Below are 15,738 nucleotides of genomic sequence, written 5' to 3'. Positions count from 1 at the left end.
GGCTATTTAAGTGCAGCAACCACCTTGAGTGCTTCAACCGTTGCCTTGACATCGTGCACGCGTAAAAGATGTGCCCCTTGCATGGCACTAATTACGGCAGCAGCTACACTAGCGTGCAATCTGGCGTCGACATCGTTGCCCGTCATTTGTCCCAATACCGATTTACGCGACAGGCCAACCAGCAATGGGCAGCCCAGTTCGCTAAATTCAGGCAAAGCCTTGGCCAGGGCAATATTGTGCGCGCGCGTTTTACCAAAGCCAAAGCCTGGATCCAGCATAATCCGGTCTTGGGCGATGCCTGCCGCCAGACACATATCACGCTGGGTCTGCAAAAACAGTTTCACCTCCGCCACCACATCCTCATAGCGAGGATCCAGCTGCATGGTTTGCGGCATGCCTTGCATATGCATGATGCAAACACCAGCATCGCTCTTGGCAACCACCTCAAGCGCGCCAGGTTCCTGCAAGCCTCTTACATCATTGACGATGCTGGCGCCAGCCGCAATCGCGGCCTGCATCACGGCAGGCTTATAAGTATCAATAGAGATCGGAACGGGAATATCGCGTGCGACCAGGGCCTCTATCACCGGCACCACGCGTTGTAATTCTTCGGTCAGGGAGACAGGTGTCGCATTAGGCCGCGTAGACTCACCACCGATATCGAGCACCGCGGCGCCTTGTTCGATCAATGTCAACGCATGATGCACCGCGGCATCCACCTGCTGGAATTGACCGCCATCGGAAAAGGAGTCCGGCGTAACATTGACGATACCCATGACTTGGGGCTGGTCAAAATTGAGACGAAAACGTCCACAATGAAAGAGCATAGGTCATTGATTTCCAAAAAAACAAAGGCTGGCAAAAGCCAGCCTTGTTATTTTAACTGAAAGCCAGGTTGTCACAAACATGTGGCCAACCTGAACCTCAATCTTTAGTTAGGCTTTAGGTCTCAGTATCATCGCCTTTTGCCGTTGGTTGTGGTGCCGGGTTTACCATGGTGCCTGAACCACTGCCACCAGAACTAATGGTAGGTCCATTTTTCTGCTTGGGTGGACGCACTGGCAAACCAGCCATAATGTCATTGACCTGATCAGCATCAATGGTTTCGAACTCCATCAAGGCTTTAGTCATCGCCTCCACTTTGTCGCGGTTATCTTCAAGCAATTTGCGCGCAATCGCATATTGCTCATCCAGGATACGGCGAATTTCAGCATCGACTTTTTGCTGCGTGGCTTCTGAGACGGTCCGTGAAGACATACTGCCCATCCAGGAATCCTGCTCGCTACCTGCATAGACCATGGTCCCCAGCGAATCGGACATCCCGAACTTGGTCACCATGTCACGCGCCATTTTAGTCGCACGCTCAAAGTCATTCGAAGCGCCGGTAGACATCTGGTGCATGAAGATTTCTTCAGCAATCCGGCCACCAAACAGAATCGAGATATCTTCCAGCATTTTGTCCTTGTAATTGCTGATACGGTCATGCTCAGGCAACTGCCAGGTCAAGCCCAGCGCCCAGCCACGCGGCATAATGGTGACCTTGTGCACAGGATCCGCTTTCGGCAGCAACTTGGCAACCACCGCATGCCCGGACTCATGATAGGCCGTATTCAAACGCTCCTCTTCACGCATCACCATAGACTTGCGCTCTGGCCCCATGAAGATTTTGTCTTTGGCATCCTCAAAATCTTGCATATCTACCGTGCGTTTATTACGACGTGCAGCGAACAACGCCGCTTCGTTGACTAGGTTAGCCAGATCAGCACCACTAAAGCCTGGTGTACCACGGGCAAGAATATCCGCTCTAACATCTGGATCAATGGGCACTTTACGCATATGAACATTGAGGATTTGCTCACGGCCTTTGATGTCTGGCAAGCCGACCATAACCTGACGGTCAAAACGGCCAGGACGCAATAATGCTTTATCCAGAACATCGGCACGGTTGGTTGCTGCAATCACGATCACACCGGAATTGGCCTCAAAACCATCCATCTCAACCAACATCTGGTTCAACGTTTGCTCGCGCTCATCGTTACCGCCACCCGTACCGGCACCGCGGTGACGACCGACCGCATCAATCTCATCAATAAATACGATACAAGGGGAGTTCTTTTTGGCGGTTTCAAACATGTCACGCACACGCGCAGCACCCACGCCAACAAACATTTCCACAAAGTCAGAGCCAGAGATACTGAAGAATGGGACTTTGGCTTCACCGGCAATCGCACGGGCCAGCAATGTCTTACCGGTCCCAGGCGGGCCTACCATCAATACGCCACGCGGGATGCGGCCACCCAGTTTCTGAAACTTGCTAGGATCCTTCAAGAATTCAACCAACTCAGCCACTTCTTCTTTGGCTTCATCGCAACCGGCCACATCAGCAAATGTGGTGCTGTTGTTGGATTCATCCAGTTGACGTGCCTTGCTCTTGCCGAACGAGAATGGGCCACCGCCCTTGCCGCCACCTTGCATCTGGCGCATGAAGAAAATCCAGACACCGATCAAGAGAATCATAGGGAACCAGGAGACAAAAATGCTCATAAGCATGGATTCATGCTCTTCTGGTTTGGCTTCTACGATAACGTTATTTTTAAGCAGGTCTGATACCAACCATGGATCGGAAGGCGAGAATGTCTCATAGTTTTTGCCCTCGTTGGTAGTCACATGCAAGGAGCGACCATCAATCTGCACCTTGGCTACGCGGCCATCCTTGACCTCTTGCATGAACTGAGAGTAAACCACCTGGCCACTGCTTCTTCCCGTGCCGCTAAATTGATTAAATACCGTCATCAGCAACAAGGCAATTGCTACCCAAATCGCGATATTCTTCAGTAGATTATTCAAAGTGGTTCCTTAACTTTAAAAACGAAAGGCAGGGAGAATCCCTAAGAAAATAATGGAGGCAAAGCCTATAATTTCAAGCCTTCAATGGCATTGTATACCCATTTTTTTGCTTGTGCGATCAAACTAAACGCAAAAAAGCATTGCAATTCAAGCTTTTCGCTGCAAGCCCAGCAGATACACTTCACTGCTACGATCACGCGAGGCTTTAGGTTTACGTGTGACTACTTTGGCAAACTGGCCACGCATTTGTTTCACAATTTCCTCAAAGCCACTGCCGATAAAGACTTTGACCAGAAAGTTGCCGCCCGGTTTCAACCAATGCTGACAAAAATCCAGGGCGAGCTCTGTCAAATACGTTGCCCCTGCCTGGTCAACATCTTTGAGTCCGCTCATGTTAGGCGCCATGTCGGCAATCACCAGATCGACCAGCTTGCCATTCAGCGAGGCCTCCAATTGCTGCAGCACCGTTTCTTCGCGAAAATCGCCGCAAATAAATTCCACACCGGGAATCGGATGCATCTCCAGAATATCCAGTGCAATCACGCGGCCCTGGCCTTTGATGCGCTGGACCGCGACCTGTGACCAGCTGCCAGGTGTAGACCCCAGGTCCACTACGGTCATGCCAGGCTTGATCAATTTATCTTTATCGTCAATTTCGAGCAGCTTATAAGCAGCGCGGGCACGGTAGCCGTCTTTTTGCGCACGCTTGACGAATTCGTCATTGAGATGCTCTTGCATCCAGGCTTTACTGGTTTTGGAGGGTTTCATAGGGGGAATTCCTGCTTCATGCTAAAATGCGGTCTGTTTTCAAGGAATATTTTGCATGCAATTAAACAGCAAACAAATCGCTTATTTACGTGGTCTGGCACACAATTTAAATCCGGTAGTCATGATAGGCAACAATGGCCTGACAGACGCGGTACTCAAGGAAATCGAGGTTAGCCTCAATGCCCACGAGCTTATCAAAGTGCAAGTGGCGGGCGATGACCGCGATTTGCGTAAATCATTATTCGAAGAGATCGCCGATAAAGCGGGCGCCATCGCCGTGCACCATATCGGCAAACAACTGGTGTTTTATCGCGCCAGCGAAACCGTGAAAGCTTCAGCGAAGATCGTGATCCCCAAGCTGTAATCACGTTCACAAACACGCCTGATACAAAAAACGCGCATTCTTTTGCGCGTTTTTTTATTGGCCTCAGTTCGACTTGACCACCAACCAGACGCCTAACAAACACTCAATCATATAAGCAATACTCGCCACACCATGCCAGGTTTTAAAGCGGCTGGCGAACACACTTTGCATCACATCGTTTGGCAGGGCACTGGCTTTGAGCTGAGCCAATAATGGCTGGATGCCAAACTCGCCAATCAGGACCAGTATCCACATGATGAGGATCACCCAGAACAGGCCTTGCTTGAATGCGGAAAAACCGTCACTCGCCAGCCGCTGGATCAACAACCACAAGCCGCTGACAAGCCCAATGTAGCTGACAATGGTAAACAACTTTCCTGCTACGTTTCCGGCCAGCATATGGTCAGGAATGGTTTTGAACAGCACACTGGCGGTGATGGCGGTCATCCACAAAGCCCCCACCCACAGCGTAAGTAAGACCGGGTTTAACCATCCGGTGAGTCCTGATTGCTTGGCCATCGCTGCTACGCTCCTATTTTCTGCTATTCACGCATCCCAGATGATTCAATCGCAAGGACTAAACGTAGAGTACCTCAATGATTTCGTACTCTTTCACGCCGCCTGGAGACTGGATTTCAACGACTTCCCCCTCAGACTTGCCAATCAGGCCACGTGCAATTGGCGAACTGACCGAGATTTTGCCATTTTTGATATCGGCTTCGTCCTCACCCACGATCTGGTAGGTTTTGGCATCGCCAGAATCCAGGTCTTCAAATCTCACGGTCGCGCCAAACACCACACGACCCTCTGCATTGAGCATGGTTGGATCAATAATCTGCAGGTTGGACAATTTCGCCTCAAGCTCGGCAATCCGGCCTTCGATAAAGCTCTGCCGCTCTTTGGCTGACTCATACTCTGCGTTCTCAGACAAGTCGCCTTGTGCCCGCGCTTCAGCGATCGCCTGGATAATATTGGGTCTATCCACCGCGCGCAAACGTTGTAATTCTTCTTTGAGCAATTCTGCACCTTTCACGGTGACAGGAATCTGATTGACTGCCATGATGAAAATACCTTCAAAAAATGAGTATAAAAAAAATAAACCACACCCGAATGAGCGTGGCTTATTTAAATATCAACTAAGCCTAGTGTATGTTAACCAAGGCGTTTGTGCAAGTCTTGCACCGAGTAGACATCCATATCCTTGCTTTGTGCCATGCCGATACAAGCGGCACGCGCACCCGCCAGGGTTGTGTAATAAGTCACCTTGTTCTGAAGCGCGCTGCGGCGAATCTCATACGAGTCAGTAATCGCCTTTTTGTCTTCTGTGACATTGACAATCAAACTGATCTCATCGTTCTTGATCATGTCGACAATATGCGGACGACCTTCAGCGACCTTGTTCACCGGTGTCACCTCCAGACCTTGCTCGGCCAGTGCACGCGCTGTGCCTTTGGTCGCCACTAGCGTGAAACCGAGTTTAACCAGGTCCTGCGCAATGTCGATCACTTTTTTGTGATCTTCGTTACGTACGCTGATAAAGGCTCTGCCCCCGGTAGGCATCTTCACAGAGGCCCCCAATTGTGACTTCACAAAAGCCTCGGCAAAAGTATTGCCTACACCCATCACTTCACCAGTGGACTTCATTTCAGGCCCCAGGATGGTATCCACGCCCGGAAACTTGATGAAGGGGAACACAGCTTCTTTCACCGAGTAATAAGGCGGAATCACTTCTTTGGTCACGCCTTGAGATTTCAGCGTCTGACCTGCCATGCAACGTGCCGCAATTTTGGCCAGCTGCAAGCCACAGGCTTTAGACACAAACGGTACGGTACGGGATGCGCGCGGGTTAACTTCGAGCACATATACCACATCGCCCTGCCCACTGTTCTGCACGGCAAACTGTACGTTCATCAGGCCCTTCACGCCCAGCGCTTTGGCCATTTGTACGGTTTGTCTGCGCAACTCATCTTGCAGGTCGTCGCTCAGGCTGTAAGGCGGCAGTGAACAGGCAGAGTCACCAGAGTGCACACCAGCTTGTTCCACGTGCTGCATGATGCCGCCGATCAACACATCTTCACCGTCGCTCAAAGCATCCACGTCTACTTCAATCGCATCGTTCAGGAAGCGGTCCAGCAGAACTGGGGACTCATTAGACACCTTAACCGCTTCACGCATGTAGCGCTCCAACTGGCTTTGCTCATGCACGATTTCCATCGCGCGACCACCCAGCACATAAGAAGGACGCACCACCAACGGGTAACCGATTTCAGTTGCCAGGCGAATCGCCTCTTCTGGTGCACGCGCCGTGCGGTTAGGCGGCTGTTTCAGATTCAGACTATGCAGCATTTGTTGGAAGCGTTCACGGTCTTCTGCACGGTCAATCGCATCTGGCGTGGTCCCAATGATAGGCACGCCAGCTTTTTCGAGGTCACGCGCCAGCTTGAGCGGGGTTTGGCCGCCATACTGCACAATCACGCCCACCGGTTTTTCGATATTGACGATTTCAAGTACGTCTTCCAGTGTCACCGGCTCAAAGTAGAGACGGTCAGAGGTGTCGTAATCGGTAGAGACGGTTTCGGGGTTACAGTTGACCATGATGGTTTCGTAACCATCTTCACGCATGGCAAAGGCCGCGTGCACACAGCAATAGTCAAACTCGATGCCCTGACCAATGCGGTTAGGACCACCGCCCAACACCATGATTTTTTTCTTGTCCGACGGATTGGACTCGCACTCTTCCTCATAGGTGGAGTACATATAAGCCGTGTTGGTGGCAAACTCAGCCGCACAGGTATCTACGCGCTTGTAGACCGGGCGCACATTAAGCGCCTGACGGAAAGCACGCACTGCATGCTGGTCTGTACTCAACAGCTTGGCCAGTCGACGGTCAGAGAAGCCTTTACGTTTGAGGCGGAACAGGGTCTCTTTGGTCAAATCCCCCAGCGACTTGCCTGACAATGACAATTCGAGTTTGATGATTTCTTCAATCTGCACCAGGAACCAGCGGTCGATTTTGGTGATATCAAACACTTCATCCACACTCATGCCCAAACGGAAGGCGTCCGCCACGTACCAGATACGCTCAGGACCGGGCTCACCCATTTCCTTGACAATACGGTCTTTGTCATCGGTGACCGAATCCAGACCATCCACACCGACTTCCAGACCGCGTAACGCTTTCTGGAAAGACTCCTGGAAGCTACGACCCATGGCCATGACTTCACCCACAGATTTCATCTGGGTCGTCAAGCGGCTATCCGCCTGCGGAAATTTCTCAAACGCAAAACGTGGCACTTTAGTGACCACATAGTCAATCGATGGCTCAAATGAAGCCGGGGTCTGACCACCGGTAATTTCATTACGCAACTCATCCAGCGTAAAACCCACCGCCAGTTTGGCCGCGACTTTGGCAATCGGAAAGCCTGTTGCTTTGGATGCCAGCGCAGAGGAGCGTGACACCCGCGGGTTCATCTCAATCACAATCATGCGGCCATCGTTCGGGTTGATGGCAAACTGCACGTTGGAACCACCGGTATCTACCCCGATCTCACGCAATACGGCCAGTGAGGCATTACGCATGATCTGGTATTCTTTGTCGGTCAGGGTTTGTGCTGGCGCAACAGTAATACTGTCACCGGTATGCACGCCCATAGGATCCAGGTTTTCAATCGAACAGATAATGATGCAGTTGTCCGCTTTGTCGCGTACCACTTCCATCTCGTATTCTTTCCAGCCCAGCAGCGACTCTTCGATCAGCAACTCGTTGGTTGGGGAGGCATCCAGGCCACGCTCGCAAATGGCGATAAATTCTTCACGATTGTAGGCGATGCCACCACCACTGCCGCCCATGGTGAACGAAGGGCGAATAATCGCTGGATAACCAATCGTGGCCTGCACTTGCAAGGCTTCTTCGAGGCTATGTGCAATCGCGGAACGTGCAGAACCTAGGCCAATTTTGGTCATGGCTTCTTTAAACTTCTGACGGTCTTCGGCTTTATCAATCGCCTCTTTAGTCGCGCCGATCAGTTCCACATTGTATTTCTGCAAGACGCCGTGCTTGTCCAGATCGAGGGCACAGTTCAATGCCGTTTGCCCACCCATGGTTGGCAGCAAGGCATCAGGACGCTCTTTTTCAATAATTTTTTCGACGATTTGCCAGGTAATGGGCTCGATGTAAGTCGCATCTGCCATTTCCGGGTCAGTCATGATGGTGGCTGGATTGGAGTTGACCAAAATGACCCGGTAACCCTCTTCCCGCAAGGCTTTACAGGCTTGGGCGCCAGAGTAATCAAACTCACAGGCTTGACCAATGACAATCGGACCTGCACCGATAATCAGAATACTTTTAATGTCAGTTCTTTTTGCCATTAGATGGACTTTCTTTCTTGCATTAACTGGATAAAGCGGTCAAACAACACGCTCATTTCTTGCGGGCCTGGGCTGGCTTCCGGGTGTCCCTGGAAGCTGAAGGCTGGCTTGTCTGTACGCGCGATCCCTTGCAGGCTGCCATCAAACAATGACACATGCGTCACCTTGACATTGGCAGGCAGCGTCGCCGGGTCAGCCGCAAAACCATGGTTCTGGCTGGTGATATACACACGCTTGCTTTCCACATCCTGTACCGGATGGTTGGCACCGTGATGACCAAATTTCATTTTCAGGGTTTTTGCACCACTGGCCAATGCTAGCAACTGGTGGCCCAGACAGATCCCAAAGGTGGGAATGCCTGAATCTACCAAGGTTTTGATCGCTTTAATTGCGTAATCACATGGCTCAGGATCACCAGGGCCGTTAGACAGGAAAATGCCATCTGGCTGATAGGCCAAGGCTTGTTCGGCAGTTGCCTGGGCCGGCAAAACGGTGACTTTACAGCCACGTGAAACCAGCATGCGCAGAATGTTGCGTTTCACGCCATAGTCAAATGCCACTACATGAAACTGTTGCTGAGCCGCTTTGCTAAAGCCTGCGCCTAATTGCCATTCCTGCTCGGTAAACTCATAGGCTTGTGTACAGCTCACCACTTTAGCCAAATCCATCCCGGCAAGACCAGGGAAGCCCTGTGCATGGGCCAATGCCTGCGCTTCATCCACATGCTCACCCGCCATAATACAGCCGGCTTGCGCACCCTTCTCACGCAAAATACGGGTCAACTTGCGCGTATCGATATCAGCAATCGCCACTACATTGTTGGTCTTGAGATAATCGGAAAGATTTTGTTCACTGCGGAAATTGCTTTCCAATAAGGGCAGGTCACGAATAATCAGACCCGCAGCATAGACTTTGCCAGATTCAACATCTTCGCTATTGGTACCATAGTTACCAATATGCGGATAAGTCAATGTGACAATTTGTTCGGTATAGGAAGGATCGGTAAGAATTTCCTGATAACCGGTGATGGAAGTATTGAACACCACCTCACCGACTGTATGACCGGAAGCGCCAATGCTCATGCCCTTAAAAACAGTTCCATCTGCTAACACTAAAATCGCTGGAATTGTTTTTGACACCTTTAGCTCCTTAAGTTTGAATCGAAACACATCTTTTGAAGGTCGCAACATGCCTGCGAGGGCCCTATGCAGCGGTGAGTAGATGTGCAAAACGGGAAAAGTTTTTTGGACTCTTCCCGTTCAGAATTGCGGCATTATAGCCTAGATTAAAGCCTCACTCAAGGGCGAGGTATTGTCAGAGGATGTTAAAGCATGATGATTGCCCGCGTGAAATCAGCGGCTTAACCATCAATTCTTGTCAAAGCCAAGCACATCTCGCATATCAAACAAACCGGCCTGTTGGGTTGCCAGAAACTTGGCAGCGCGCAACGCGCCCTGAGCAAAGGTCGCCCGGCTGGAGGCCTTGTGCGTTAACTCTACACGCTCACCCACACCAGCCAGGACCACCGTATGATCGCCCACCACATCGCCACCGCGCAGGGTTGCGAAGCCTATGGTGCCCGCTTCACGCTCACCAGTGACACCTTCACGCGCATACACGGCACAATCCTTCAGTGCCTTGTCTATGCCTTTGGCTGCGGCTTCGCCCAAGCGCAGTGCCGTGCCAGACGGCGCATCGACTTTATGGCGATGGTGCATTTCGACGACTTCGATATCGTAGCCTTGGTTCAATACGCGCGCGGCTTGTTCAACCAAGTTAATCAGCAAGGTGACACCCACGCTCATATTGGGCGCAAACACAATCCCGATATTTTTGGCAGCTGCCTCAATACTGACTTTCTCAGCCTCGCTAAACCCTGTGGTGCCAATCACCAGCTTCACCTGCGCCTGCTGACACGCTTGCAAATATTGCATACTGGCTTCAGGACGGGTGAAGTCCACCAGCACATCAGCCCCCTTCAATGCAGATTCAACATCAGAAGTAATTTTGACGCCACTCAACTTGCCAAACTGCTCACCAGCATCTCGACCAATCATGGCACTTTCAGCACGATCCAAGGCCGCATGCAGTTGCAAGCCAGGATCAGAAAAAACGCCTTCAAGCAGGGCATGCCCCATACGGCCAGACACGCCTGCAATCACTACTTTCAACATAACTCGCTCAACTTACTGTTTTATATACTATTTTAGACAAATGGATTAAAAACCGATTTGCTCCAACACGCCATCCAGATGCTCTGCGCTACCTTCTGGCGCCGTCACCTGTTGCTTGGTGGCTGGCAGTTCTGCACCATTGCCAGCACTTTCACGCACGATCAACCAGCGCTTGCTAGCGTTATCCAGCTTGAGTTGCAGACGTTTGACCATTTCGTCGCGATAGGCTTTAGAAGCATACTTCTGATTGAAGGTGACCACTGCACTATCCCCTTCCCGTGCCACGCTCACATCACTGATTTCGAGCGTGATTTTACCTTGCTGTGGAGACAGGCGTTTTTTACGTTGCGCCTCCCAAGCTCCGCGACTAGGCAACCCGTCTGGCACAAACTCAGGCGAGTAAGCAGCAAAATAAGCATTCACATTTTTGTTTCGCCAAGCCTGCGCCCAGGCATCCACCGCCGCCTCTACACTGACTTCAGGGGTAGCGGCTGGAGGTTGTGTTGCCACTTCAGCCTGGTCCATGGCAGGGGCAACCGTCGGCGTTTCGGCCAACATCACCTTGGGCGTTGCTGCTACTGCAGCCACGGCTGGAATCGTTGCCGTACGCTCACGCGTAATTAACCAGCGTTTTTGGCTAGGCTCATAACGCATTTCAAGCGTCTTATTCAACACATCCTTGTAAGCCTTGGCCGCATATTTTTGTTCAAACTGCACCACCGCAGAGGCACCATCGCGCTGCACCACAATATTATTCAAGACCAGTGTGATTGGGCCCTGGCTAGGAGAAAGGCGCTGCTTGCGTTGTGCCTCCCATGCCGCTTTACTGGGCAAGTTTTCTGGCACAAAGTCAGGTGCGTAGGCGGCCAGATAGGTTTTAATATTCTTACTACGCCAGGCCTGCGCCCAATTGGCGACTGCCTGATTAATCTCGGCATCACCAACAGCGGCAGAAGGCTCAGCAGCATTTTCTGCCACGGTCGCTACAGTAGGCTCGGCTGGCTTGGCAAGCACAGCTTCTGGTGGTAATACAGGCGTGACAGGTGCAGCCGCCAGACTTTCAGACTGAGGAGAGGCAGCGGGCTCAGCAACAACAGGCGCCACTGCAAGCGCGGCGGCAGGGCTGCTTGGCGTCACAGACTCTTTAGCTGTAGGCACTTGCGCAACCGCTTCTTTGACAGCTGGTTTTGAAACTGACGGTGGAGGTGGAGGCGGCAGCTCCGGTTCGGGTTCAGGTTCTGGCAACTGCTCCGCAATAAATGTAGGTGCTGGCTCGCTGGCTGCTTCTGCTTTTGGGGCAACGCCTTTTTCAGTCACTTGATGCGCTTGTGCATCCGTCGCAGGCTGATTGGCTTCAGCCATATTGCCCTTGATCATTTCCTGTTCGGTTGGGATGACAGGCGCGACATATTCACCCTCAGGAATATAAGGGATCACCTCGTCATCTTCAGTCATGTTGACTGTAGCCGATGGTGAAGCTGGCTTAGCCACCGGCGCAACAGGCAAGGGCTTGGTCTGCGGTTTAGGTGCGATTGATTTTTTGCTGTTTTTTGACTTAGGGGCAGCCTCAGCAACAGCAACGGTAGCGGCCGTCGCGGCGACCGCGGCCGATGGACTTACGCCAGATGCATTTGCAGCTGAGGCAGCACTCGCGGTGGAAGCCGCGCTTGCTGCAGTATTTGATTCAGCCGCAGGTGCTACCACAACAGGCGGCGCAGCATCCTGTTCAAAGACAGGCGGCGGCTCAACGGTGTCTGCAATTTGGGCAGCCATGGTTTTTTCATTCATGGCCTGTGTGCTGGCCGCCAAAGCCGGAGTACTCGCCTCTGCCGGATTCGCTTTCACCATTTCTTGCGGCGCAGGGGCTGCCTTATATTCCCCCTCAGGGATATGCGGCACAATTTCTTCATCGGCCATCTGCTGCGCAGTGACAGCTGGTTGAGCTGGTGCAGGAGGGGTTGCAGTGACCGCTTTATTGACTGAGTCCGCTTTGGCTGGCTTAGCGTCCTTCGCTTGAGCATCACCCTCCCAGAATTTCAGCTTGTCCGCCCAGGACTCCTCTTTCGGCGCTTCAGCTTTTTTAACCGGAGCTTCTACAATGGTTTTGATGTCCGGGTTCTCTGCCGAAGGAATCACATCGCCACGCACAGCCACTAGGCTGTCCTTATCAAAATCCAGAATGACCCGACGTTTTTCAACAATTTGGCCTTGCTGGCGTAACTCGTAAAAATAGTCCCAGCGATTATCACTGAAACTATCTACGATGAGCGGTGTCCCCATAATGTAGCGGACTTGCGAACGGTTCATACCCGGCCGCAGTTGCATTAACATTTTTGAAGTCACCACATTGCCCTGCTGGATGTCCATCTTGAATGGTTTCATTGATGGAAGCTTGGCGCCGCACCCACTCTCCAGAGATGCGACAACCAACACAAATAAGATAGAATTACGCATTGGATTCACTTTATAATCGGTATATTCATTACATACATTAATATACCACGTAGTTTCGCGAATCAAGTACGCCATACTACTTAACCCTCGGACAAAAATTATGCATGATCCTAAAGACCTCAAAAATGCAGGCCTCAAAGCAACACTGCCCCGTTTAAAAATTCTGGAGCTATTTGAAAACAGCGAGCAGCGCCACCTGTCCGCGGAGGATATCTACAAGATCATGATCACCAACGGCGAAGACGTGGGCTTGGCAACGGTCTACCGCGTGTTAACGCAATTTGAGCAGGCAGGCTTGCTGGTACGCCATCACTTTGAGAGTGGCAAAGCCGTGTTTGAAATGAATGAAGGCACTCACCATGATCATATTGTCTGCATCAAATGTGGCCGGGTAGAAGAGTTTTATGATGAAGAGATCGAAAAGAGACAGAAAGCTGCCGCCGAAAAATATGGCTTTAGCATGCAAGACCACTCTTTAACTATTTATGGGACATGTACAAAAACGTCTTGTAACGAATCCTGATATTCAACCATCAACTATTCAGGTCTTAACACCGACCTGGATACGCTTGATTGTCAGCCTCGATCAGAGGCATGTTAAGTCCACAGATTCACATGCATAGTGCTGCTGGTTTTCCACCTATTGCCAGTGCCGGCGCCCGAATCCTGATTCTGGGTTCTCTGCCTGGAGTGACCTCCCTGCGGCAACATCAATATTATGCGCACCCGCAAAACGCGTTCTGGCACATCATGGAAACATTATTCGGGATTCCAAAACAAACGGCTTATGCGCAACGCTGTGAACAGTTGCAATCACTCAAGTTGGCGGTATGGGATGTGTGTCACTCGGCCAGCCGACCTGGCAGCCTGGATAGTGCGATTGTCGCGAAGTCTGTGATTGCAAATGATATTCCAGGCTTACTCAAACACATTCCAACCATAGAATGTATTGCCTTTAATGGTCAAGCAGCGGCAAAGCTCTTTAAAAAGCATGTTGTTTTAGAGACCACGATCCCGCAGATCACCCTGCCTTCAACAAGCCCGGCCCACGCCAGCCTGAGTGTTGCGCAAAAGCTTGCACAATGGCAAACGCTACAAGTCAGGCTGTCACACCCAGCATTTCTTTCGCATGCTGGCGAGTCGCCTCTGTAATCTGCAAACCGCCCAGCATACGCGCGATTTCTTCAATCCGTTCATGCGCATTGAGCGCATGAATCCGGCTCAAGGTCACGCCTTGCTGTTCAGACTTGCTGACTTGCAAATGTTGTTGCGCCTGCGAGGCCACTTGCGCCAAGTGGGTGATGACCAGCACCTGCCTGTGTCGACCGAGTTCACGCAACAAACGGCCCACCACTTCAGCCACTCCGCCACCAATGCCCACATCCACTTCATCAAAAATCATGCAGGGTACGGTGCCTAATGACGCGGTGGTCACTTGCAAGGCCAGGCTGATCCGCGACAACTCGCCACCTGACGCGACTTTATTGAGCGGCCGCGGCTCGACCCCGGCATGACCGGCCACCATAAACTCCACTTGTTCCAGGCCATAGGCAGCCGGTTCGCCCGGCGTCAGACTCACCGAAAAACGCCCCCCTTTGAATGACAGTGCCTGCATTTGTCCGGTGATGGTCTCGGATAAGGCTTGCGCCGCCTGGTGTCTGACAGCAGACAGTGCGGCGGCTTGTTGCTGATAAGTCTGCCACGCTGCCTGCACCTGTTTTGCCAAGGCTCCGTCATCGGCAAACGTTTCCAGCTCAGCCATCCGGCTTTGCTGCTGTTGCAGCAGTGCTGGCAACTCATCCGGCTTGACCCGATACTTGCGGGCCGCGGTGTGGATCGTCTGAATACGTGACTCCACCTCAGCCAAACGCTCGGGATCAAGTTCACTTTTTTGCAAATGCCGATTGAGTGCCCGACTCGCTTCTTCGAGCTGAATCACCGCCGAATCGACCGTTTCTGCAATTGGTTGCAATCCGGCATCGATGACTTGCAATTCAGCGAGCTTGCCTTGCACTTGCGACAACAAATCCAGCGCATTGACCTCCTCGCCTTCACTCATCATCTGCAAGCTCGCCTCCATGCCAGTCAGCAGGCTGGCACCATGACTGAGCCTGACGTGCTCTTGCTGCAAGGCCAGCCACTCTTCTGCCGCAAAGCCTAGCTGTGATAACTCCCGCGTACTGTCACGCAACAGGGCCAATTCGTCTGCATACTCACTGGCATTTTTCTCGAATGCCAACTGTTGCTGATGCACTTGAAACCAGGCTTTATAACTTTTAGCCACGTCTTTGGCCAGAGGCACTGCCTGCGCATAGGCATCCAGAATTTCTCGCTGGGTGGCCATTTTTAACAAGGAGTGATGTGCATTCTGGCTGTAGATATCAATCAGCGTCTCCCCGATTTCACGCAACTGCCCGACGGTTGCAGAAACACCGTTAATAAAGGCACGGCTGCGGCCGTCGGCATAAATCACGCGCCGCAGAATCAAGCTATCATCAACGGCCATTTCTTGTGCACGCAACCAGTCTGCAGCCGCCTGGTTACCCGAAATATCAAACGTGGTGGCAATCTCGGCTTTGTCACAGCCCTTGCGCGTCACATCGCCTTCGTTCCTGGCGCCCAGACTCAGCGACAGCGCATCAATCAAAATCGATTTGCCTGCACCGGTCTCGCCGGTGAGTGCCGTGTAGCCTGCCGAGAACTCCAGTTCCAGCACATCAACAATGACAAAATCTCGAATAGATAGGGCTTGTAACATAGATG

Annotated in this window: 13 protein-coding genes; 3 read left to right on the top strand and 10 right to left on the bottom strand. The window is 51.8% G+C overall.

Annotation, left to right across the window (positions count from 1 at the left end; all coding sequences use genetic code 11):
- Positions 1-2 precede the first annotated feature (2 nt).
- From folP to rlmE, 3 genes are all read right to left on the bottom strand, one after another.
- Positions 3-827 (bottom strand): dihydropteroate synthase, encoded by an 825-nt coding sequence (folP, locus tag ACT53G_RS01580; protein ID WP_476168510.1) that lies wholly within the window; start codon positions 825-827, stop codon positions 3-5.
- 115 nt (positions 828-942) lie between these two features.
- A complete protein-coding gene (gene ftsH, locus ACT53G_RS01575; RefSeq protein ID WP_194747119.1) occupies positions 943-2,847 on the bottom strand; it encodes an ATP-dependent zinc metalloprotease FtsH in 1,905 nt (634 codons plus the stop codon).
- A 147-nt stretch (positions 2,848-2,994) separates the two neighbouring features.
- On the bottom strand, positions 2,995-3,615 hold the full coding sequence (gene rlmE, locus ACT53G_RS01570; protein ID WP_194747120.1) for a 23S rRNA (uridine(2552)-2'-O)-methyltransferase RlmE: 621 nt from the start codon (positions 3,613-3,615) through the stop codon (positions 2,995-2,997).
- Positions 3,616-3,670: 55 nt separating this feature from the next.
- Here rlmE and yhbY point away from each other — a divergent pair, with 55 nt between their 5' ends.
- Positions 3,671-3,979, top strand: coding sequence for a ribosome assembly RNA-binding protein YhbY (yhbY, locus tag ACT53G_RS01565; protein ID WP_194747121.1), 309 nt, complete (start codon positions 3,671-3,673; stop codon positions 3,977-3,979).
- Between the two features lie 63 nt (positions 3,980-4,042).
- On the opposite strand, the gene ACT53G_RS01560 is transcribed toward yhbY, so the two are convergent.
- From ACT53G_RS01560 to ACT53G_RS01535, 6 genes are all read right to left on the bottom strand, one after another.
- The gene (locus ACT53G_RS01560) at positions 4,043-4,498 is read right to left on the bottom strand and encodes a DUF4149 domain-containing protein (RefSeq protein ID WP_194747122.1); all 456 of its coding nucleotides are present in this window, start codon (positions 4,496-4,498) and stop codon (positions 4,043-4,045) included.
- A gap of 58 nt (positions 4,499-4,556) precedes the next feature.
- A complete protein-coding gene (gene greA / locus ACT53G_RS01555; protein WP_194747123.1) occupies positions 4,557-5,039 on the bottom strand; it encodes a transcription elongation factor GreA in 483 nt (160 codons plus the stop codon).
- Positions 5,040-5,131: 92 nt separating this feature from the next.
- A complete protein-coding gene (gene carB, locus ACT53G_RS01550) occupies positions 5,132-8,347 on the bottom strand; it encodes a carbamoyl-phosphate synthase large subunit (RefSeq protein WP_194747124.1) in 3,216 nt (1,071 codons plus the stop codon).
- Complete coding sequence (gene carA, locus ACT53G_RS01545) at positions 8,347-9,486, bottom strand: glutamine-hydrolyzing carbamoyl-phosphate synthase small subunit (RefSeq protein WP_476168509.1); 1,140 nt, start codon at positions 9,484-9,486, stop codon at positions 8,347-8,349. The genes carB and carA overlap by 1 nt, the downstream gene beginning before the upstream one ends.
- Before the next feature lie 228 nt (positions 9,487-9,714).
- Positions 9,715-10,521, bottom strand: coding sequence for a 4-hydroxy-tetrahydrodipicolinate reductase (gene dapB / locus ACT53G_RS01540; RefSeq protein WP_194747126.1), 807 nt, complete (start codon positions 10,519-10,521; stop codon positions 9,715-9,717).
- Between the two features lie 45 nt (positions 10,522-10,566).
- Positions 10,567-12,903 (bottom strand): L,D-transpeptidase Cds6 family protein, encoded by a 2,337-nt coding sequence (locus tag ACT53G_RS01535; protein WP_379077570.1) that lies wholly within the window; start codon positions 12,901-12,903, stop codon positions 10,567-10,569.
- Between the two features lie 172 nt (positions 12,904-13,075).
- On the opposite strand from ACT53G_RS01535, the gene fur reads away from it, so the two are divergent.
- Entirely contained in the window at positions 13,076-13,498 is a 423-nt protein-coding gene (fur, locus tag ACT53G_RS01530; RefSeq protein ID WP_194747128.1) for a ferric iron uptake transcriptional regulator, read from the top strand.
- A gap of 92 nt (positions 13,499-13,590) precedes the next feature.
- Positions 13,591-14,127, top strand: a complete 537-nt coding sequence (locus ACT53G_RS01525) for a DNA-deoxyinosine glycosylase (RefSeq protein ID WP_338657134.1) — start codon at positions 13,591-13,593, stop codon at positions 14,125-14,127.
- Here the strand turns inward: ACT53G_RS01525 and recN are convergent.
- On the bottom strand, positions 14,075-15,733 hold the full coding sequence (recN, locus tag ACT53G_RS01520; protein WP_476168508.1) for a DNA repair protein RecN: 1,659 nt from the start codon (positions 15,731-15,733) through the stop codon (positions 14,075-14,077). The genes ACT53G_RS01525 and recN overlap by 53 nt on opposite strands.
- Positions 15,734-15,738: the final 5 nt, after the last annotated feature.

Source organism: Methylophilus sp. DMC18 (genome assembly GCF_056314005.1).
This window is presented reverse-complemented; position numbering and strand designations above follow the sequence as displayed.